Origin of the sequence: Nostoc sp. JL23 (assembly GCF_017115065.1) — a bacterium.
In the GTDB taxonomy this organism is placed as follows: domain Bacteria; phylum Cyanobacteriota; class Cyanobacteriia; order Cyanobacteriales; family Nostocaceae; genus Nostoc; species Nostoc punctiforme_A.
In genome coordinates, this window is record NZ_JABXKN010000155.1 from 24,403 (window position 1) to 45,899 (window position 21,497).

Annotated in this window: 19 protein-coding genes; 11 read left to right on the forward strand and 8 right to left on the reverse strand. The window is 43.5% G+C overall.

Annotated features, from left to right (window positions below; genetic code table 11):
- Positions 1-2 precede the first annotated feature (2 nt).
- A complete protein-coding gene (gyrA, locus tag HWQ42_RS34735) occupies positions 3-2,513 on the reverse strand; it encodes a DNA gyrase subunit A (RefSeq protein ID WP_292820550.1) in 2,511 nt (836 codons plus the stop codon).
- 285 nt (positions 2,514-2,798) lie between these two features.
- Between gyrA and HWQ42_RS34740 the strand changes: the two genes are divergently transcribed.
- Positions 2,799-3,203, forward strand: coding sequence for a response regulator (locus HWQ42_RS34740; protein WP_289796406.1), 405 nt, complete (start codon positions 2,799-2,801; stop codon positions 3,201-3,203).
- Between the two features lie 184 nt (positions 3,204-3,387).
- Here the strand turns inward: HWQ42_RS34740 and HWQ42_RS34745 are convergent, their stop codons facing one another.
- Complete coding sequence (locus tag HWQ42_RS34745) at positions 3,388-4,281, reverse strand: tetratricopeptide repeat protein (RefSeq protein WP_292734998.1); 894 nt, start codon at positions 4,279-4,281, stop codon at positions 3,388-3,390.
- Positions 4,282-4,426: 145 nt separating this feature from the next.
- Between HWQ42_RS34745 and HWQ42_RS34750 the strand changes: the two genes are divergently transcribed.
- The 6 genes from HWQ42_RS34750 (at position 4,427) to HWQ42_RS34775 (ending at position 11,419) form a co-directional block, all read left to right on the forward strand.
- Positions 4,427-5,053 carry a TetR/AcrR family transcriptional regulator gene (locus tag HWQ42_RS34750; RefSeq protein ID WP_292820553.1) on the forward strand — a complete coding sequence of 209 codons (627 nt, stop codon included), beginning with the start codon at positions 4,427-4,429 and terminating at the stop codon, positions 5,051-5,053.
- 366 nt (positions 5,054-5,419) lie between these two features.
- Positions 5,420-6,043, forward strand: coding sequence for a hypothetical protein (locus HWQ42_RS34755; RefSeq protein WP_292735004.1), 624 nt, complete (start codon positions 5,420-5,422; stop codon positions 6,041-6,043).
- A gap of 98 nt (positions 6,044-6,141) precedes the next feature.
- Entirely contained in the window at positions 6,142-7,737 is a 1,596-nt protein-coding gene (locus tag HWQ42_RS34760; RefSeq protein ID WP_292820555.1) for an efflux RND transporter periplasmic adaptor subunit, read from the forward strand.
- 155 nt (positions 7,738-7,892) lie between these two features.
- Positions 7,893-9,173: an ABC transporter permease gene (locus tag HWQ42_RS34765; protein WP_292735009.1), complete on the forward strand. Its 1,281-nt coding sequence runs from the start codon at positions 7,893-7,895 to the stop codon at positions 9,171-9,173.
- Between the two features lie 44 nt (positions 9,174-9,217).
- On the forward strand, positions 9,218-9,889 hold the full coding sequence (locus tag HWQ42_RS34770) for an ABC transporter ATP-binding protein (RefSeq protein ID WP_292725985.1): 672 nt from the start codon (positions 9,218-9,220) through the stop codon (positions 9,887-9,889).
- Positions 9,890-10,006: 117 nt separating this feature from the next.
- A complete protein-coding gene (locus tag HWQ42_RS34775; protein WP_292820558.1) occupies positions 10,007-11,419 on the forward strand; it encodes a TolC family protein in 1,413 nt (470 codons plus the stop codon).
- Between the two features lie 277 nt (positions 11,420-11,696).
- On the opposite strand, the gene HWQ42_RS34780 is transcribed toward HWQ42_RS34775, so the two are convergent.
- Together HWQ42_RS34780 and HWQ42_RS34785 are read right to left on the reverse strand one after the other, a co-directional pair.
- Complete coding sequence (locus HWQ42_RS34780) at positions 11,697-13,961, reverse strand: cation:proton antiporter (RefSeq protein WP_292820561.1); 2,265 nt, start codon at positions 13,959-13,961, stop codon at positions 11,697-11,699.
- A 172-nt stretch (positions 13,962-14,133) separates the two neighbouring features.
- Entirely contained in the window at positions 14,134-14,952 is an 819-nt protein-coding gene (locus HWQ42_RS34785) for a class I SAM-dependent methyltransferase (RefSeq protein WP_292820565.1), read from the reverse strand.
- Positions 14,953-14,958: 6 nt separating this feature from the next.
- On the opposite strand from HWQ42_RS34785, the gene HWQ42_RS34790 reads away from it, so the two are divergent.
- Complete coding sequence (locus HWQ42_RS34790; protein WP_292820568.1) at positions 14,959-15,720, forward strand: methyltransferase domain-containing protein; 762 nt, start codon at positions 14,959-14,961, stop codon at positions 15,718-15,720.
- 76 nt (positions 15,721-15,796) lie between these two features.
- The gene (locus HWQ42_RS34795; RefSeq protein WP_292820570.1) at positions 15,797-16,477 is read left to right on the forward strand and encodes a Uma2 family endonuclease; all 681 of its coding nucleotides are present in this window, start codon (positions 15,797-15,799) and stop codon (positions 16,475-16,477) included.
- 92 nt (positions 16,478-16,569) lie between these two features.
- On the opposite strand, the gene HWQ42_RS34800 is transcribed toward HWQ42_RS34795, so the two are convergent.
- Together HWQ42_RS34800 and HWQ42_RS34805 are read right to left on the reverse strand one after the other, a co-directional pair.
- A complete protein-coding gene (locus tag HWQ42_RS34800) occupies positions 16,570-16,866 on the reverse strand; it encodes a hypothetical protein (protein WP_292820573.1) in 297 nt (98 codons plus the stop codon).
- Positions 16,867-17,053: 187 nt separating this feature from the next.
- Entirely contained in the window at positions 17,054-17,521 is a 468-nt protein-coding gene (locus HWQ42_RS34805; RefSeq protein WP_292820576.1) for a VOC family protein, read from the reverse strand.
- A gap of 75 nt (positions 17,522-17,596) precedes the next feature.
- Here HWQ42_RS34805 and HWQ42_RS34810 point away from each other — a divergent pair, with 75 nt between their 5' ends.
- Positions 17,597-18,070, forward strand: a complete 474-nt coding sequence (locus HWQ42_RS34810; protein WP_292820579.1) for a DUF4385 domain-containing protein — start codon at positions 17,597-17,599, stop codon at positions 18,068-18,070.
- 18 nt (positions 18,071-18,088) lie between these two features.
- Here the strand turns inward: HWQ42_RS34810 and HWQ42_RS34815 are convergent, their stop codons facing one another.
- Positions 18,089-18,424: a hypothetical protein gene (locus tag HWQ42_RS34815; RefSeq protein ID WP_292820582.1), complete on the reverse strand. Its 336-nt coding sequence runs from the start codon at positions 18,422-18,424 to the stop codon at positions 18,089-18,091.
- A gap of 224 nt (positions 18,425-18,648) precedes the next feature.
- On the opposite strand from HWQ42_RS34815, the gene HWQ42_RS34820 reads away from it, so the two are divergent.
- A complete protein-coding gene (locus HWQ42_RS34820) occupies positions 18,649-18,843 on the forward strand; it encodes a DUF433 domain-containing protein (RefSeq protein ID WP_292820585.1) in 195 nt (64 codons plus the stop codon).
- 39 nt (positions 18,844-18,882) lie between these two features.
- Here the strand turns inward: HWQ42_RS34820 and HWQ42_RS34825 are convergent, their stop codons facing one another.
- Entirely contained in the window at positions 18,883-21,471 is a 2,589-nt protein-coding gene (locus HWQ42_RS34825) for a tetratricopeptide repeat protein (protein WP_292820588.1), read from the reverse strand.
- Positions 21,472-21,497: the final 26 nt, after the last annotated feature.

A 21,497-nucleotide genomic window follows, 5' to 3' on the forward strand; every position in this document is an offset into this window, starting at 1 on the left:
ATTTACGATCGCACTTCAGCAACCGTAATGATTTTTTCATCGCGGTTGAGTTGGAGGATGCTTTCACCTTTAACATCTCTACCTAAGAGCGGCACTGTTTCCACAGGTATTCGCACTACCCGCTCTTTATTCGTCACTAAAGCTACTTCGCCAGATGCGATCGCCATGACCATACCAGCTAAGTTGTCAGTTTTGCTGGCAAACTTCAGCGTTTGCGTCCCCAAATCACCGCGATTAGCCGCTCTCAACTGACTCGCAGCCATCCGCTTGGCATATCCTTCTTGAGTAACTAGCAGCAGTTGGTCATCTTTACCGACAGTCACACAGCCAACCATTTGCTGATTTTTCAATAAGCGAAATGCTTGTAAACCCATCGCTGTGCGACCCATGACCGGCAATTGTTCATCATTGACTGCAAAGCGCAACATTCGCCCACCAGAACTAGCTAAAATCAGATGCGCTCCTGGAGCGGTGAACTGGGTAAATGACAATTCATCATCGTCTTTAAGCTTCAAAATCGTGATGCCGCGCCGAGTCAGGTTAGTGAATTCTCCCAAAGACAGACGCTTGATTCGTCCTTGTTTTGTTAAGAGAATCATCTGTCTAGTTTCGAGATTTTCCGGTAGCAAAAAGCGGCTGACCACAGCTTCTTGAGCGCCTTGAGCAGTATTACTGAGCATGGTAATCAAAGGTTTTCCCCGTGGAGAACGCCCAGTAGTTGGGGGAATTTCTCCCACATTCACCGGATACACTTTGCCGCCACCAGTTAGTATTAGCAAGTCTTTCCCTGTGTCAGTTAAAACAGTTTGGATAATAAAGTCATTATCGTGTAGACCATTTTCAGCTTTTGACTTTCTCCCAGATGGCTGAGTGCGGCGGACATAACCCCGTTGGGTAAATTCTAAAATTGCTTCTTCTACTGGTTCCGAAGATTTAAATTCCTCCTCCTCTGCCCCTCTGCCCCTCTGCCCCTCTGCCCCTCTGCCCTTCTGCTCCTCTCCCTTAGACTTCTGCTCCTCTCCGATTTTCGTTCGCCGGGGATCGTTGTACTTGCGCTTGAGCGATCGCAAATCTTTTTTCAGCGCCTTGAGTAATTCGCGGCGATCGTTGAGTAATTGCTCCAATAAGCTAATTTGTCCACTGATCTGCTCAAATTCTTGCTGCAAATTTTGCTGTTCTAAACTAGTGAGGCGGCGCAATGGCATAGCGAGAATTGCATCTCCTTGTACCTCACTCAAATCCAGTTGGCTACAAAGATTAATTTTTGCCGTACTTCCATCGGGAGCTTGGCGCAAAATTTGAATTACCTCATCCAAATTAGACAGCGCTTTCAGCAAACCTTCTACCAAATGCACACGACTTTGGGCCTTAGCCAACTCGTAATTGTAGCGACGGTTCAGCGTCTCTTCCCGGAATTTCAAAAACTCCTGCAACAGTTGACGCAAACTTAACTGGCGGGGTTGTCCATCCACTATGGCGAGGAGAATTGCCCCAAAAGTCATTTGTAAAGCAGTTTGGTGATATAAATGCTGGAGAACTTCTTGGGGATTGGTATCGCGTTTGAGTTCAATTACCACCCGCATCCCTTCGCGATCGCTCTCATCCCGAAGATCGGAAATTCCTTGCAAGCGTCCTTGATTTACTAAGTCCGCGACCTTCTCAATCCAGGCAGCCTTATTCACTTGATAAGGCAATTCTGTAATGATAATTGCCGTCCGGCGCTTGCTTCCCCTAGCGGCTGGAATTTCTTCCAGAGTTGCGACTCCCCGCAACAGAATTCCACCTTTACCTGTGGTGTATGCTTCCCGAATTCCCGCTTCACCAACTATTTCCCCACCAGTGGGAAAATCTGGCCCTGGAATTAGCTCAAATAATTTTTCATCTGGCAAATCTGGGTTGTCGATTAGGGCAATTAACCCATCGACAACTTCCCCCAAGTTGTGGGGTGGAACATTCGTCGCCATTCCCACGGCAATCCCAGAACAGCCATTGAGTAACAGAAACGGCAACTGAGCAGGTAAAACCGTTGGTTCTTGCTGGGAATTATCGAAGTTCCCGACAAATTCCACAGTTTCTTCACCAATTTCTGTCAGCATTCCCTCATGGCTGATGGGTGCAAGGCGCGTTTCTGTGTAGCGCATCGCCGCTGGCGGGTCATTATCGACACTGCCAAAGTTACCATGTCCTGCTAGCAAGGGATAGCGGCTAGAAAAATCCTGCACCAGCCTGACTAAAGCATCGTAAACTGATTGGTCGCCGTGGGGATGGTATTTACCCAACACATCACCCACTACACGGGCACATTTTCGATAGGGTCTATCTGGTACTAAACCGAGTTCGTGCATTGCATACAAAATGCGCCGATGCACTGGTTTTAAGCCATCACGCACGTCTGGTAGCGCTCGCCCGACAATCACGCTCATGGCATATTCTAGATAAGACCGTTGCATCTCGGTGTGCAGGGCTGTTGGAATTACCTGTCCCGTTGAGAGAAGGTTTAACTGTTTTGCCATGAGTTTTTTCCCTGAAATTTAACTACACAAAAGCCGATGGAACTCAACACTGCGGCAACCACAGCATAACGGATTAAATGATATTCATAACAAAATTTTGATAGTCACAGAAGAAAAAGCAGTAGTATCATCCTTGATGACTAAAATGCACATTGACTATTAAAAAGGATGCACACGAGTATAATCTACATAAACTTAGTAGCCATGATACTTACCATGATTGCAAATCTTTAATTTTGTATTCTGGAATTCTTGAATCTCCTCACCTCTATAACTAAAATTCTCATGAAAACTGTTTTAATTGTCGAAGACGATCTAATTAATGCTCGTGTTTTTTCCAAAATTTTGTCCAAGCGTGGTGGCTTGGGTGTAAAACACACTGAAAATGTCGAAGAAGTCATCAAAATTGCCCAATCAGGAGAAGCCGACCTGATTTTGATGGATGTTTCTCTCTCCAGAAGTGTTTACCAAGGCAAATCCGTTGATGGAATCAAGATTACACAAATGTTAAAATCCGATCCAAAAACAGCAAACTTACCTGTGATTCTGGTGACAGCACATGCTATGGAAGGCGATCGCGAGAATTTTCTCAAGCAAAGCGGTGCTGATGGCTACATTTCTAAGCCAGTTGTTGACCATCAACAGTTCGTTGACCAAATCATCGCACTTCTACCCACAGACGAGAACTAAGAATTAACGACTATTTCAGGAATACTCGCCCGCCAATGTTTTTGGGCGACTAGTTCCTGTATTTATCTAGTATAGATGTACTACGAAAAGATACTATTAGGCAAGTGGCAATAAGAGAGTTAGGAGTTATGAGTTGAAATATTTAACTCCCAACTCCTAACTTTTAACTCCTAACTCCCCACTCCTATTGAGTAGGCTGTTTTCTAGGCGTAGGCGCTGATGATGAGTTTTCTCGTTGCTGTATGGCTGCTTGAATACGTGGTAATTCTAGGAATTTTTTCGTATCAGACAGTAGACGATCGCCCCAGAGATTTTCTTTGAGGAAATTTAAATTAGCATAGCGCGAATCGATACGGAGTGCAGTTTCTCCCAAGGTTAGTCCTTGTTGGCGATCGCCTTTAGTATACAGTGCCACGGCTAAGGCCAATAAAGGTTCTGCGGCTTGTTTATCAAGGGTTACAGCAGATTGCCATCGCTTAATCGCTTCGGGGATATTACCTTGTTCGTAGTTGATTAAGCCAATATTGTTGAGTGCGGGCCAGAATTTTTTATCTTGGGAGACAGCTTTATCGTACTGTGCGATCGCATCTGGCAATTTACCCAGTAAAAAGTAAGCATTACCCAAATCAAATAAACCCTCTGGATCGTTGGGTTTTAATTTCAAACCATCTTGATAATTGACAACAGCAGCCTGGTAATTTTTCTGCTGAAAATTAGCTGAACCCAAAGCAAACAGAATATCACCATTTTTAGGGTTGATAGATTGTGCTTTTTTCAGACTAGCGATCGCTCCGTCAAACTCTTTCGTTTGCAGTTGCAATCCACCTAAGAGCAACCATACTTTATCATTCCCAGGAGCCAGTTGACTAGCCAGCCGCGCTCGTGGCAAAGCTAATTCAACCTGTTGAAACTGAGCTAGTTGAGCCGCCTCTTGTGCCAAGCTCAACCCCTGCTTCTCTAACTTTGTCGCATCTAGTTGCAGTGTATGGGGTATTAATGCCTGCGCGTTAGCGGCTTTTGGCATACTCCACAAACTACAGACCATTAAAAGAGAAATCAAACGAACATGTTTAGGCACATTACCGCCTTTAAGCCACTAATCAAAGAATCTTTCAGCTAGCTTAAACGATCTGCGCTCTTGACGGTAGCAAAATCTTACGTCATTAGTTCTTGACATACCCATAATCAAACCAATAAATTAATAAGTAATCACTCACTTATTTATGGCTCGGATACCCAGAATCACCAATCAGCAAATCTTAGAAGCCGCTCGACAAGTTTTCCTACAACAAGGATTTGGTGCTTCAACATTAGAAATTGCTCACCAGGCTGGTATTTCTGAAGCTTCAATTTTTAAGCGATTTTCAACGAAAGAAGAATTATTTTTTGCAGCGATGGGAATTCCAGAAAAACCCCTCTGGGTGAGCGAGTTGGAATCTCTTTGTGGTAAAGGCGATCTCAAAGAAAACCTCATCAAGGTTTGTCTCCAGATTATGGAATTCCATCGTGAGGTGTTGCCTCTGATCGTAATGCTGCGATCGCGAGGGAATGCACTCCCAGAATTTGGAGGTAAAGAACCAAGACCCATGCAAGATGTCAAAGCACTGACTGCTTTCCTAGAGCGTGAGATCAACCAAGATCGGCTTCGCCCTTGCGATCCCCAGACAGTGGCTCATATCTTACTAGGATCGCTGATGAACTACGTTTTTGTAGAGCAGATATCGTCTCAAGTCAGTATACCAACTACCGAATTACCATTAAATTCTGGCGATCGTGCCACAGAAGTATCAACATTTGTCCAGAATCTTGTGGATATTGTTTGGCAAGGAATTGCACCAAGCCAAGCTTAAGTGGGGATGAGGGAGCAGGGGAGCAGAATTATTGATTAATTCCCAATGCCCAATGCCCAATACCCAATACTTCTCTACTAGATGCTACGCGTAGCTTGCTTCCCCGGAGGGGTACGCTCAGTACAAGTGCCCAATGCCCCACTCCCTATTCAAAAAACTTATGACTTTGGTCATACATCAGTCTGGAATTACTAATGACTTTGGTCATACATCGGTTTAAAGATTTTGAGCAATAATTGTAATGTATGAATTTATACGATGAGGTAAATATTAGACATCTTGATGCCAAAACAAAAGCAACTGTCTAAATTGCTGAATTTGAACCTAATCATAATAGAACTTTAATCTAAATAAGGAATCAATTCCATGTTGAAATCAAATCGTTTATCGATAGTTTTAGCTGCTACTGCTGCCCTGCTCGTTGTTCCCACTCTCTTGACTGCGCCTGCAAATGCTGAGACGAAAGCCCACGTTGTTGCTCAAAGCGATCAAGGTCGGGATCGCGACGGCAGATCCAACTATAGAGAAGACAGAAACGCTGGAGACAGGGGCAATTGGAACCGCGATGGCAGATCCAACAATACTGTAGAAATCAGAAATTCTAGAGACAGGGGCAATTGGAACCGCGACGGCAGATCCACCAATACTGTAGAAATCAGAAACCCTAGAGATCGGGATAATTGGAACCGCGATGGCAGATCCAACAATACTGTAGAAATCAGAAACCCTAGAGATCAGGATAATTGGAACCGTGACAACCAATCCTATAACAGAGTAGTCAGACTTGGTAATGGTGATATCAGATATCCCAATGGGCAAATTATTCCTGCTAGATCCATAGCCCGATTGCGTAATCAAGGTTACTTCCGACTTCCCAACGGGGATATTCTTCTTCCTAATCAGGAAATTGTTCCGGCTGGGAGATTAGTTAGAGTGCGTGATGATTACTTCAGACTTCCTAGTGGATTGGTACTGCAAATAAACCTTTAAAACACTAAAAACTCAAAATCATTGTCGGTATAAGGCTACCAGGCTATATTAGCCGTGAATAACTAGCTCGGTAGCCGTTCCTTATAGATAAAATGGATATGAAAATTGATACACCAAATACCGTAGATTCCTCAGTTTTAGTTCCAGAGGTAAAGAAAAAAAAGGGCAGACGTAATTGGCTCTCTTGGCTAATTGCTTTTTGCCTTTTGGGTGGAATTGGCTATGCCGTTTATTACCAAGCAACGGTTGTTTCCCGTCAACAAGCTAGCCGTCGGGTGCTGACAAAGCCTGTAGAAAGACAGAGTTTAACAATCACAGTTTCAGCGAACGGAACGATAAAACCTGAGCGGTCAATTAACCTCAGCCCAAAAAATTCCGGCATCTTGAAAAGCCTGCTGGCGAAAGAAGGAGATATCGTCAAACAAGGACAGATTGTCGCTTACATGGATGATTCCAACCTGCGGGGGCAACTTACCTCTGCTCAAGGACAATTGGCACAAGCCGAGGCGAATTTGCAAAAAGCGATCGCAGGCAATCGTCCTCAAGATATTGCTCAAGCACAAGGAGTATTAGACGAAGCCCAGGCGAATTTACAAAAGGTACAAGCAGGTAATCGCTCTCAAGATATTGCCCAAGCACAGGCACGTTTGCAAAGCGCTCAAGCCGCCCTTCGCCAAGCAGAAGATGATTTTGTCCGCAATCAGCAACTTTACAATGCAGGCGGTATTTCCCTTCAGACTCTTAACCAAAACCGTTCCAATCGTGACAGCGCCCAAGCTAACGTAAATGAAGCACAGCAAGCACTGGGGTTGCAAAAGGCCGGGTCACGTCCAGAAGACATCGAGCAAGCACAAGCTGTAGTGAAGCAGAGACAGCAAGCTTTGGCACTTCTGAAAGCCGGAACGCGCCAAGAAGATATTAATGCAGCCCGCGCCCAGGTAACATCGGCTCGTGGTTCGCTGCAAAACATCCAAGCCGAAATCAATGACACGATCATTCGCGCACCCTTTGATGGGGTAGTGACAAAGAAATTTGCCGATCCCGGCGCTTTTGTGACACCTACAACTGCTAGTAGTGAAGTAGCTTCTTCTTCTTCTTCTTCAATCTTGTCTTTAGCTTCCACAAATGAAGTCGTCGCCAATTTAGCGGAAACAAATATTTCCAAAATCAGCCTTGGTCAAAAAGTCTCGATTAAAGCAGATGCCTACCCAGGAAAGACCTTTGAAGGTAAAGTCAGCCAAATTGCTGCCCAAGCAATAGTAGAGCAAAACGTCACCAGTTTTGAAGTGAGAGTATCACTTTCAGATCCTCAAAGACTACTGCGGTCTGGGATGAATGCAGAAGTAGATTTTCAAGTCGGTCAAGTTCAAAATGTTCTAGTAGTGCCAACAGCCTCAGTGGTGCGCCAACAAAATGCCACAGGTGTATATGTGGCTGGAGCAGATAACAAACCTATCTTTACTCGCATTGAGACTGGCGTTACCGCGAATAACTTTACTGAAGTTAAGTCTGGATTGACAGGAAACGAGAGAGTATTGCTCAGTTTCCCACCAGGATCGCGCCCGCAATCAACACCACGAGGAGGAGTTCTGCCTGGTCTTGGAGGAGGCGGTGGCGGTGGCGGTGGCGGTGGCGGTGGTCGTTCAGGCGGTGGTGGCGGTGGTGGTAGTCGTTCAGGCGGTGGTTCCCCTTAAAGTGAGTTTTAACAATAAAGAATTCAGGAGTCAGGAGTCAGAATTCAGCATGAATTCAAGTTTGACTGGCGGGTAAATATGTGGGTTTAATTCCTCCACTAATTGATTCTGAATTCTGGATTCTGAATTCTGCATTCTTCTTTAAATAAAACATTATGTTTAAGAGATTTAAGGGCTTTTACAAAGCTAAGAATACCCGCACAGTACCATTGCTGGAAATCTTGACAATGGCGGCAGAGACTTTGTGGAGTAACAAATTACGCACAGGTCTAACTATGTTGGGTGTGATTATTGGGATTTCTTCAGTCATTGCCATTACTTCTGTCGGTCAGGGAGTGCAAAAGGGTGTAGAGCAACAGATACAAGCATTGGGTACAGATGTGATCCAAATCTTGGCTGGTGCGGCAAGAAGCGGGAATGTCCGTCAAGGAGTAGGTTCTAGCAGTACCTTAACTTGGGAAGATGCCAAGGCGATCGCTACACAAGCGCCATCAGCACAGATGGTTTCTGCTTATCTCCAACGGACTGCTCAAGTTGTCTATGCAGGACAAAACACCTCAACAACTATTTATGGCACTGATTTGAACTACCCAGAAGTCAGAAATACTCACCCCCAACAAGGGAGATATTTTACCCAAGAAGAACTAGATACTGCCGCACAGCTTGCCATTCTTGGCCCTACAGTTCAAAAAACACTCTTTGCACAGGGTGTAAATCCGATCGGTGAGAAAATTCGGATTCAGGGAGAGGCTTATGAAGTAATTGGGGTGATGGAACCTAAAGGCGCTCAGGGGCCGATGGATCGAGATGACCAGATTTTTATTCCTCTAACTAGTATGTCGAAGAGACTTGTTGGGAATAATGCTTTGGTGGGCGTTTCTGTAAGTGGAATTTTAGTCAAAGGCGCTAATCAGGAGCAGTTAGAAGCCGCTCAGTTTCAAGTTACCAATCTCTTACGGTTGCGTCATAACATTTATCCGCCACAAGCTGATGATTTTCGACTGACCAATCAAGCTGATATTGTTAGTACCTTTACTAGTATTGTGGGTTTATTTACAGTAATGGTGGTAGCGATCGCAGGAATTTCCTTAGTGGTTGGTGGAATCGGTATTGCTAACATTATGCTAGTTTCCGTGGTTGAGCGGACGCGAGAAATTGGGATTCGCAAAGCCGTAGGAGCCACCAATTCGGCAATACTTAATCAATTTTTAGCCGAAGCGATCGTGATTTCCATTGTTGGCGGATGTATTGGGATGGCAACTGGCGTTTTATTAGCCTTTATAGCTGCAAACAGTTTCAAATTTCCCTTTGTAATTTCTTTCTGGTCGATCATTGCTGGCTTTGGACTCTCATTGAGCGTTGGCTTAGTCGCTGGGGTGATTCCAGCACGGAATGCATCTAAATTAGATCCAATCAACGCTTTAAGAAGCGACTAAATAATTCGTAATTCGTAATTCGTAATTCGTAATTCCTAACTCTTATGCCAACAATGATTTGGATGGAATCTATTACAAAAACCTACTACTTAGGAGAAGTTAGTGTTCCGATCCTCAAGGGAATTGAACTCTCTATTGAGGAAGGGGAATATGTCTCAATTATGGGTGCGTCAGGTTCAGGTAAATCCACGCTGATGAATATTTTGGGATGTCTGGATCGTCCGACAACTGGAGACTATATTTTTGAAGGCAGAAACCTGACGACTTTTGATGATGATGAATTAGCCTATATCCGTAACCAAAGGATTGGTTTTGTTTTCCAACAATTTAACCTATTGGCGCGGGCAACAGCGTTGGAAAACGTCATGTTGCCAATGGTTTACGCTAACTTGCCCAAGCCAAAACGCCGGGAAAGGGCATTAGAAGCCTTAGAAAAGGTGGGATTAGGGGGACGCATCGCTAACCGTCCCAGTCAACTCTCTGGCGGACAACAACAACGGGTTGCGATCGCTCGTGCTTTGGTCAACCGACCTGCATTAGTTTTGGCAGATGAGCCAACAGGAGCTTTAGATACTGAAACCTCCCATGAGGTAATGAGTTTACTGACTGAACTTAATAACCAAGGGATCACAATTGTGATTGTCACTCATGAACCTGATATTGCTGCTCAAACCCAAAGGATTATCCGAGTTCAGGATGGTTTGATTGTCGGCTAATTTGTTAAGATCAACCCTTTGAGGAGGAATTTAAGATTAAAATCTCTGTAGGTCAATCAGGATGAAAACTTTTGATTATATCCTCAAAAAAACCTAATTAATTACTATATCTAGATTATGAATTTCAGCTTATTCTTCGTGCATTTTACCTGGGTTTCTGTCGCGCTCACGATTCTTTTTCCAAATGCAGCAAGTGCAGCAACTCCGCTAAAAGCACAGAATTCCTCAAGCTCTGTACAAGTTCCCGATCGCCTCAACCCCAGTCCCAATCCTCTGCAATTTCCGACTAAACCGGAGGAAGTAAGGATTCAGGGAACTGTACCAATCAGTTTGGCACAAGCTTTAGAACTCGCAAAACGCAACAATCGAGACTTACAGGTAGCTATATTACAGCTAGAACGCACTCGCTCGGCGCTACGCGAGTCTCAAGCTGCCTTATATCCTACTCTTGGTATTAACAGTAGTGTGACTAATAGTGGTAATGGTTTTAGTAACAACTCATCTCAAGGCAGCACCTCTTTTAATGGTTCAGCACAACTGAATTATAATCTCTATAGTTCTGGGAACACAGTAGCGGCTATCAGAGCCGCAGAGGAACAGCTACGGATAGATGAATTAAATGTTGAAAGTCAGTCTTTGATAATTAGGTTGAATGCCACCACTCAATACTACGATTTGCAACAAGCAGATGAACAAGTCAGAATTAATCGATCTGCTGTGCAAAATGCCCAGGCTAGTTTGCGGGATACTCAAGCTAGAGAACAGGCTGGAGTGGGGACGCGGTTCGATGTGCTGCAAGCTCAGGTGAATTTAGCAAATGCCCAACAACTACTTACTAATGCGATCTCACAACAGCAAATTGCCCGTCGTCAGCTTGCCACGTTGTTAAGTTTATCGCAGTCAGCTGAAATCAGTGCCTCAGATCCCGTACAATTAGCGGGTCTTTGGCAGCAGACGGTAGAACAAAGTATTGTCCAAGCGTTTCAAAATCGTCCAGAGTTGCAACAGTATTTGGGACAACGTAATATTTACGAGCAACAGCGACGGCAGGCACTTTCACAGCTAGGACCGCAAGTTAGTTTAGCAGCCAACTACAACCTGTCAGATCGGTATAATGATGGCATCAGCATTACTGATGGCTATTCATTGGGACTTAACGGAAATCTCACTTTGTTTGATGGCGGAGCAGCAAGAGCAAGGGCGGCTCAGTCGAGAGCTAATATTGCGATCGCAGAGACTCAATTTGCTAACCAGCGCGACCTAATTCGCTTTGATGTAGAACAGTATTATGCTCAATTGCAATCCAATTTAAATAATGTGCAAACTTCTAGTGTGGCTTTAAATCAAGCCAGGGAAGCTCTGAATTTAGCAAGATTGAGGTTCCAAGCTGGTGTAGGCACTCAAACAGAGGTAATTGATGCTGAAAATGATCTGACAAGAGCAGAAGGTAATCGCGTCGCAGCTATTTTGGATTACAATCGCGCTCTAGCTAATTTGCAAAGATCGGTAACATCTAGGGCTTCGCGCTAAGACCAAATTATTAGACATCTGGTGAAATTAAATATGCGTTATCCAGAACTTTTGTAGAGACATAGCACTGCTACGTCTCTACATTCTTTTTTGCAATGTCTATGAAATAAATGTATAGCTGTAGTCAGATATGTTAGGACAGTGTTGATTGCTCAAAGCTTTAAAGCAACTGGGTTTATACTCAGAACTTAGCACTCAGAACTCAGCAATGGCTCAACGCCCCGCTACCGCTAACAGAACTCAGAACTCAGCACTCATTACTCATCACTCAGCAATCTTATGGCGCAGTAATTACTGCTACTGGGCAATGGGCTTTACTCAGAATTGCATCGACTCTATGACCGAAGAAAACGCGACCTGTAACCATGCGGATATTACTCCCTAGAATAATTAGGTCAACCTCCTGAGTTTTGGCAAACTTGAGGATTTCCCTTTCTGGGCTGGTTCCTTGAAGAATATAGGTTTTGACATCAGCACCCAGATTGCGGCCAATGGCTGCTTGCTGTTCGAGCATATCGTGAGCAATTTCCTTCACTGGAGCTAGCGATCGCTGTTCGTAAAGAATATACTCAACCTGTGGCAAATTAATCACGTTAACGATCATCACTAATGCCCCGGTTTGAGCTGCGATCGTACTTGCCATTTCTACGGCATTTTTACTATATTCTGTCCCCACCGTTGGCACCAAAATCTTTTTCAGCTGTTGTTGAGGAATTTTGCATATCTCGTCTTTCGGTTGGGGTAGATGCGACTTCACCACCATCGTTGCACAAGGCGCTTCTTGGACAACCCGATCGACAAGCAAATTAAACAATGCTTTCTGGGGGCGGATCTGTTCCGAAGCTCCCAGTACAATTAAGTCATAGTTTTTGTTTGCTTCATTCAAAATTACCTCCGCTTTATTACGCCCCGACTCCGTTTTTGTTTGCAAGGTGGTATCAGCAGGTAGCTGCATTTCCTCAGTGACAGCAGCTAGAGCTTGCTCGGCAGCAGTATCTTTAACCTGGGTTGCCTCCATCCGGCGTGCTTTGCTTTGAGGTTGCTTATCACTCAGGGCATATAAAGATGTAACTTCTATTGAGTTTTGGTGAGCCATGTAACCGACTAGTTGCGCCGCCAGTTGGATGTTGGGACCACCACTAGTAGGTATTAAGATACGGTGAATCTGCTTGATAAAGCTGCGGCTATCCTGTTCTTCTTGTTCCAAACGTCGAGCTTCCTCTTCACCCATAACCACTTTTGATAAAGTCCAGCGCAGCAGGGGTGGAGCCATTAGGGAAGTGACGATCGCTACCATGACAATAATCGAATACATCTGGGGATTCAGCACTCCCAAAGATAAACCAATGGTGGCAACGACGATTTCCATCGCCCCGCGAGCATTCATCCCGGAACCCATCGCCAAACCTTCCCAATGACTCAAGCCACCCGCACGAGAACCAAGGTAAGCACCTGTAAATTTACCAACACAAGCGACAGCGAGAACAATCAAGCCAAATATCAACGTTTGAGGGACTAACAGAGCTAGCAAATTAACTTTCAAGCCGGCTGAAGCAAAGAAAATTGGCGCTAGAAAGGCTGCTGTGAAGACTTCTAGCATGTGTCCAGCTTCATTGCTAAAGCGGCGGGATTGGCCTGCTAGAATCCCCATTACAAAAGCACCTAATGCCGCTTCTAGACCTAATCCGTGGGTAAGTGCTGCTGCCGAGAGCGCAAGAATCAGCACAACCGACATACTAGCGGCGATGCCGCCAACGTAGTCATCAACCCAGCGCAAAATCTGGTCTACAATGGTACGCCCAATTGTAAAGGCGATCGCTAAAAATAATATGGCCGCGCTTACAGAGTGGAAAATTGTCCCCAGGTCAAATTTGCCACTACTAGCTAAACCTGAAACCACAGAAAGTAAAATCCAGCCGATGGTGTCATCAGTCATCCCAGCGGCTAAGGTAACTTGACCAATGTCACGGCGAATCAGATTTAAGTCCATCAGCACCTTTGCAATCACTGGGACTGCCGAAATACTCATTGCTGTGGCGATAAACAGACTAAATACCAGTCGCTTTTTTGGGTCGGCTAAAAAACTATCTGGTAATAGCCAGCCCAGCCCAAATCCAGTGATAAAGGGGATAATAATTCCGCCCAGTGAAATCAAAAGAGCCGTTTTACCCTTACGAAGAATCAGCTTGAGATCCGTCTCCAACCCAGTCACAATCAGCAAAAATAACACACCTAACCAAGAAATCACCGAAAGTAAATTAGACTGTTCTTGACTTTTGGGAAAGATGTGCGCCTGTAAGTCTGGAAGGAGCAAACCAAATAGAGAAGGGCCAAGCAGCACACCCGCCAGTAATTCTCCAACAACAGGCGGTAGGTTAATTCGGCGCATCAACTCACCTAATCCCCGCGCTACGAAAAGCAACAGTGACAGTTGTACTAGCACCAACAGCAGTTCATGATGACCGAGAGGTTTAATTACACCGTCACCTACTACTTTCTGTGCAGCGAGTACAGGCACTAATATCAGGGACAGGTTTTGCATATAAGCGTCCAAAGGTTGGATTACAAATTTTTTAAGAGGCTGTTTAAGTAAATCCTGAAAATATTTACTTCCACATCGGTCTAGAAGCTTAAACTGTGATTGTCATTATTAACCGCAAGATTATCATGCGCGATCGCCCGAAGCTGTCAGTTCAGGAACAAAGCTCATCAACTTATTTTCGAGCGCGAACAAAGAACTTTGTAGTGTCTATCCAAAGACCTCGATCGGTTGCTAGTTTCTCAATTTCTGCTTTGTACTCAACTTGCAATTGATTTAGTTGTTCTGGTGATAATTTTGACAACAGAGGATTGCCTTTAAAATTTATATTAATTACTGTCATTGATAATCTGTTATCACTAAGAGGGTGATAACGTCCTGATGGTTCAATCTTAATTTCGATATCTCTAAAACCTGCCTGATTAAGCAATTTCCGACATTTTTCTGGAGTTCCCAGTGGTTCAAGGATATGTGGTAGCGATACACCCAAAACTCTAGCGCAGATCCTCTGCTGAAGAGATGCCATAATAGCAGTTTCGGGAGGACAGGTAAATGCCACATACCCTCCTGTTTTCAAGTAGCCGTACCACTTTTGCAAAGTAGCAAGGATATCAGGAAAAAGTACAATTGCCTCACAGCAAAAGACAACATCAAAACTACTATCAGTAAAGTTGAAATATTCTGCATCTGCCTCAATCAACTCGATATTTTGTAATCTTGCTGCTGCAATCTTAAGTCTTGCTTGATGCAACATTCCAGGGGTCATATCAATCCCAATAACGGAGCCATCTGAACCAACTTTTTCAGCAGCGGGTATCGCAACTAAACCTGTTCCAGTCGCCACATCAAGGATTTTCTGTCCCGAATGTAGTGGAACAAATTCAAGTAGAAGCTTGGCTTCTAGAGGATGGCGAGTGTCTTTCTCATGGTCATAAGTCGTTCTACTACCATAAAATTCTTTTAGTTGCTGCTTATAACTATCTTGATCAGTCATAACCAAATGTCAAATTTTCTCCACTTTATAGTAACTCTTGTTGCGATCTTGAGTTGTTCGCTGCTGAACCCAACCCTGACAGCACAAGCCGCATCTTCATCCACCACTGTTTACGAACAACGGATAATCCACAGTCCAGATGGTATTGGCAAATACTACATGGGGCGCGAAATCGCCCAAGTTATGGGATACACTGGCGCCGGCTGGCTAGAACGTCCCAGTCGAGAGCGAGAAGAACAGCCAAGTAAGGTAGTCAGCCTCCTCAATCTGAAACCTAATGATGTGGTGGCGGATATTGGCGCTGGTACAGGTTACTTAAGCTTTCGTATCGCGCCGTTATTAACAGCAGGTAAGGTGTTGGCTGTAGATGTTCAGCCTGAAATGTTGGAAATTATTGAGTTATTCAAAAAAGAGAAAAATATCACCAATGTTGAGCCGATTTTAGCCACTTTTACTGACCCTAACTTACCATCTGAAAGTATCGATTTAGCCTTGATGGTAGATGCTTATCATGAACTTGAGTATCCCCAAGAAGTGATGCAAGGAATTGTGAAAGCACTTAAACCAGGTGGCCGGGTGGTACTGGTTGAGTACCGGGGTGAAAATCCCTTTATTATGATTAAAGGTCTGCACAAGATGACTCAAAAGCAAGTCCGTAAAGAAATGCAAGCTGTTGGTTTGGTTTGGCGGGAAACTAAAAACTTGTTACCTCAACAGCATTTAATGGTATTTGAGAAACTTGATTCTAGCGATTTATTAACAAAATGAGGCTTGGGTAGTATTTCCGTAGAAGAATATGTACCAAGCCATAATAAAGCAAGACTCTTTGCCAGAGCAGAAAATCATGGTCAACCTATCACTCAAGCAACGAATTCCTCCTTTAGAAAATGGCGATCGCCTGACTCGCTACGAATTTGAGCGACGCTATCAAGCAATGCCCCGTCATCAAAAGGCAGAATTAATTGAAGGAGTTGTATATTTGGCATCCCCATTACGCTTTGAAAGTCATGCTGAACCACATGGTCATCTAATAGGTTGGCTGGGAGTTTATGAAGCATTAACTCCTAGTGTGAAATTGGGAATTAAGCCAACAGTCCGATTAGATCGAGACAATGAACCGCAACCTGATGGAGTGCTATTAATCACACCAGCATCTCAAGGACAATCTCGTTTGAGTAATGATGATTACATCGAAGGTGCGCCAGAACTCGTAATAGAGATAGCGGCTAGCAGTGTTGCTATTGATTTACATGATAAGAAAAAAGTCTATGGTCGTAATGCGGTAAAAGAATACATTGTTTGGCAAATATTTGAAAACAAATTAGATTGGTTTCGCCTGCAACAAGGAGAATATGTCTCTTTAGAAGTGGACGCAGATGGAATTATCAAAAGTCAAGTATTTCCTGGTTTGTGGTTATCAATGCCCGATTTACTTGCTGGCAATATGCAGCAAGTCTTGGCTGTGTTGCAGTTGGGATTAAATTCGCCAGAATATCAAAGATTTGTGCAGCAGTTGTCTAGTTAGAATTTAGGAGTCAGAATGGGTTACGCCCCGCTGCGCTAACAGGAGTCAGAATAGTTCAAGAATCAGGAAAAAATTTGATGACTATTTTGGCATCAGTCTATTTTTTGGGGAATAAGACTGGCGCTTTTGGTTACACTATCCCAAACAATCCAGTTAAAAGAATTATCTAAATCATCAGGGCTGTTTGAAACTTTAAAATATAGCTTTTCTTCACGTTTTCTTTCAATGGCAAAGTCGGCATTTTGAGCATAAGCAACTATAAAACCTTTGTCTCGCAAACAATACATCGCCCAGGCTTTCAATGATTGCTTGTATGGTTCGTGTGGAATTGGCGGTTTTGTGATTGTGTCTTCAATTACTTTAAATAATTGTGTAAGTTTTGCGGTCATAGTAAATTAAGTAGTGTTTTTTAAAGAATTATTGCCACTTTTGGCACATAGGATTTCTCAATTTTGTTTTATCCCTTTGAGTATTTTAAAACATTATCATACCCAAATTTTTTTCAGATTTAGTACAAAATCAGGTAAAACACTTTCTCCAGAAATAGTTTGAGGTGATTTACTGACAAATAATTATTTAATGGACATCTGGATCGCAACGAATTTCAATCATAAAGCCATCTGGATCGTAAAAATACACTCCTCTACCAGTAGGACGAGTGACAGGACCATGTGCGATCGCTATTTTATTTTCTCTGATTACTGTCACCGCGCGATCGAATAACTGCGGATCGATGTCAAAGGCGAGATGGTAGGCTCTGGTGAAGGTCTTTTCTGGGTCTGGATTTGGTGGTGATAATTCCGGTTCCCCAAATAAATCCAAAATTGTACCATCGGGGGTGATGAAGTTGGCTACTTTCCCAGATGCGACAAGTTCCACCAGGGTTGCGGGTACTTCGTCGCCTGTGAGTTCATGCAAACCCAGGATTGTGCCATAAAAGTAGCGGGAAGCTTGCATATCCTTAACGTTGAGGGCAATGTGATGCACTTTACGCAAATTTCCTGGCGCAAGGACACTGTTCATGGATTGGGTGCTAGATAGCATAATCAACAAAATCTCAATACTTAGATAGAAGTTGAACTTTTTTTTAAAGTTTACTATTCCTAATAAAAATCTATCATGGCTTTTGATTATTCTTTAGACTTTAAAATTATTGATTTTCGCCAACATCCTGAACTCTATCGTGTTGGGAAGGGTGAGCAGGGTGTACTTTTGGTTGAACCATACAAATCAGAAATCCTTCCCTACTGGCGATTCAAAACTCCTGAGATTGCTAGAGAGTCGAGTGAAAAAATCTATGAGATGTTTCTTGATTATTTAGATAAAGATGATTTTGTCGGCGCAGATATGGCACGAAAGTTTATCCAAATGGGCTATACTCGCTCTCGCCGTTATGCTAATCATAAAAGCGGCAGGAAGTATAAACAAAATTCCGAAGATTCAGGTTCCAAAAAAGAGATTCTTCCCTATGAAGTAGATCCCGTGAAAGCGGAATCAGCAGCAATATTTAAAGCGAAGTGGGTAGAAGCAAAGACAAATGAGAAATATCAAGAGCTTTTAGCCAAGCATAAGCAGATGTACGAAGTAGACTAGCTGTCTGTCAAGTTTAAGTTATTTTTGTGAAGAATCTCCGTGTTGCTCTTGAAGACTTGTGAATGAGCCTCTGAACTCCTTTAATGAGTCTTTTAACTCCATTAATGAGCCTTTTAACTCCATTAATGAGCCTTTGATCTCCTTTAATGAGTCTTTGAACTCCATTAATGAGCCTCTGAACTCCTTTAATGAGTCTTTTAGCTCCATTAATGAGCCTCTGAACTCCTTTAATGAGTCTTTGAACTCCTTTAATGAGTCTTTGCTCTCCTTTAATGAGTCTTTGCTCTCCTTTAATGAGTCTTTGAACTCCTTTAATGAGTCTTTGATACTCGTGAACGTGTTATCTATTGCCAATTAATTTTAGAGTAGCGCGATCGCATTTCCCCACTTAGCAATCTAACAATAATCATAGTTCCCTAAGCGATCGCATCTGGCAGTGTGATATTTAGGGATTGCATAAACTGGTTATATTGTCGTCAATTAATTTAAGATTAACGCGGCGATCGCATTTCCCCTTCACCAAGCCAACAAAAATCATACTGTGCAACAATAGCTGTAGCTTAGTGGGAGTACAAACTATGGACTGGAAACAGTACATTCATTCAGACCCCAAAATTCTGCTGAGTAAGCCGACTGTGAAAGGAACTCGTTTATCTGTAGAGTTCTTATTGGGTTTGTTTGCTGCGGGATGGACAGAACAACAAGTGCTAGAAAATTATCCTACTCTCACCTCAGAAGCACTAAGGGCGGTATTTGCTTTTACAGCAGAGTGAATTTTTGACTTTACGGTGTAATTGTAATCGCATTTCCCTTTATTCACCCATTGAAACTTGACTGCGGTCAAACAACCACCTATCACCGACTATCTCCTCTAGGCGTTGATTGAGTCGGGGGAGGAAATATTCTGGATCATTTAGCCGTTGCTGGCGAAACCAAGCAGTATTAGCTTCTTGTCTGTCAATCCCTTGGGCTTCTGCCAATGCTATTATCATCCTGCCACCAAGAATCTGGAGTTCCTTAAACAGGGGATGATCTTCGTCTAGCTGATTGCACAAAAACAAAGTAGTTGTTGTTAGCAAGGCTTGAAGTTCATTTCCTTGAGGTAAAGCCTGATAGAGATGAGCGAATATGGTCATTGTATTTGGTAAGGGTACTTGAATATTGAGACAGAGCCAAGTTGCTTGAGCAAAGTAAATTAAACCTTTGCTTTCATCTGCTTCACCTAAATTAGTTATTACTGTAACCAAATGCCTATAAGCTCGAATCTTTACAAATAGCTGGAGTGCTTGTAGATTTAAATCTAACTGTCTGTCTTTATCTCCTGTCTTGCCTGCAATATAAGCAAGATTTGTCAGAATTTCGGCTTGAGATATAACGTCACCAATACTCTGACTTATTTTTAAAGATTCGTGCCACAAAGACACCGCTCGTTCAATGTCTCCTAAATCAGCGATTGCTTTTGCTATGTTGTTCAGTGTGGTAGATTTGTTACTGAAATCGCCAACAGATTCTAATAGCTCTAAAGTTTGCTGGTATAAGAAAAGCGCTCGTTCAATATCTCCTTTTTCAGCTATTACTCCTGCCATATTGTGGAGAGTTATAGCTTTTCCTCGGACATCACTAATGCGCTCACTTATTTCCAAAGACTGCTGGTACAAGAAAAGCGCTCGTTCAATGTCTCCTTGTTGGGCTATTACCCATGCCAAATTGCCCAAGGTTCCAGCTTTTTCCGTGACATCATCATCAGGGCAAAGGTTTAAGGCTTGCTGATAATGAACAACAGCGTTTTCAACGAAGCCTAAAAAGTACTCAGCACGAGCGATGGTTCCAAAGATACGGTAGTCTTGAAAAACTGCCAAAACTTGCTGGCATAGCTGTACAGCTTCCAAAAAGCGAGACTTGTTTACCCAATCAGTAGCAACGATATCGCTAACTTTGGCAGCAACCTCCTGTTCTTCAGCTATTAGTCCTAAACGCAAAACCTCTAATGCTTGTTCGTCTGTACATGACTGATTAGACTCCTCCCACCAAACTTGATAGATTTTCTTTACCGCTTGCTGTCGCGTTGCTTGCCACTCGGCATCACTCAATACTGGTTTCAGCAAGGCTTCTAATATTGTCGTTACCCGGTAATTAGCTGGCTGGGTGGGTTGAGTGCTGGCGGACTCGACTAGGCTAAGGCTGATAAGCTTTTGAAGAGGTAGAAGTGTGGCGGTAATGGCATTGATGATTTCAACAGTAACAGGCAGATGAAACACACTCAACCGTGCAAGAAACTTTTGTTCTTCAGGTTCCAAGGCATCCAGCAGAGTTTGTGCCAAAATATCTTCGCGGAATTTCTGCTCAGTCGCCTCCAGCCGATTCAATAATTCATCCGCCGCTATTCCTGGTTGCTGAATAACCTCTAACAACCACTTCAGCAAGCGGGGATTACCATCGGCAATGTGGATAATTCGCTGAGTTTTTAACTGTTGCCTAACTTCTTTATCTAAAAAAAAACAGATTTTATCAATATCACTGCTGCTCATCCCTGCCAAAGATTCCAAATGCAGACGATGAGGTGGCAAAGTGTCTTCTTTCAAATAGCGACAGGTGACAATCAGCCGACTTTCTGCCCCGGTTTCTGCCAACGCCCCACAAATCGCCCTTAAAATCTCATACACTTCCGCCGTCATCCGCAATGAGCCATCCTCAATATTAGCTGTGGGGATATTTTGCTCAAAGTCATCCAGCACCAGCAGTAAGGGTTGTTTGTGAATGTTTTCTATTGCTTCAAAAAAGTTTTGCAACCGTCCTTTCAGAGATATCTTTGGTTCGTTCAAAAGTGCGGGCACACCTGCAAACCGCTCAAACTTATTAGAAAGCTTATTCAGCAAACCCCACTCATCCAAAGGGCCAATCAGCACGACTCGCGCAAAATTGGGACGCTGCGCCTCCACACGCGTACACAACCGCGCCGCCAAGGTACTTTTTACTTGAGTTTGACGCTGCTGCACAGAACGTACTGGTAAGACGGAAAGATTCTGGCGTTCTATTAAAAACCCTGCACCATCATGCAGCAATTCCCAAGGCAAATGTGCCAATCCCAACGCCACCCGTTCTGTTTCTGGGTTCAACCCCTGTGCTTCGCTGGTTTTAATCAAATCTAGAAGAATTGTTTGCTCATCCGCCTCATCCAGCGCCCTTCTCAGCCATCCTTCTTTACCATCCAGCCATTGATAAAGTTGCCGTCCCAACTGAGTGAGATAGGGTAGATAATCTTTTTGTTGAGTGTAATAATTTTGCTCACACAAATCAATGAGTGCTGCCAACTCTGCTTTATCCAGGCGACGTGAGCCATAATCACAGCGCAGTTCAAAAGTTTGCTGTTGACTGAGGGCGAAGGCAAAGTTTAGCGGCATGGTTTGCAAGGGTAGATTGCACAATA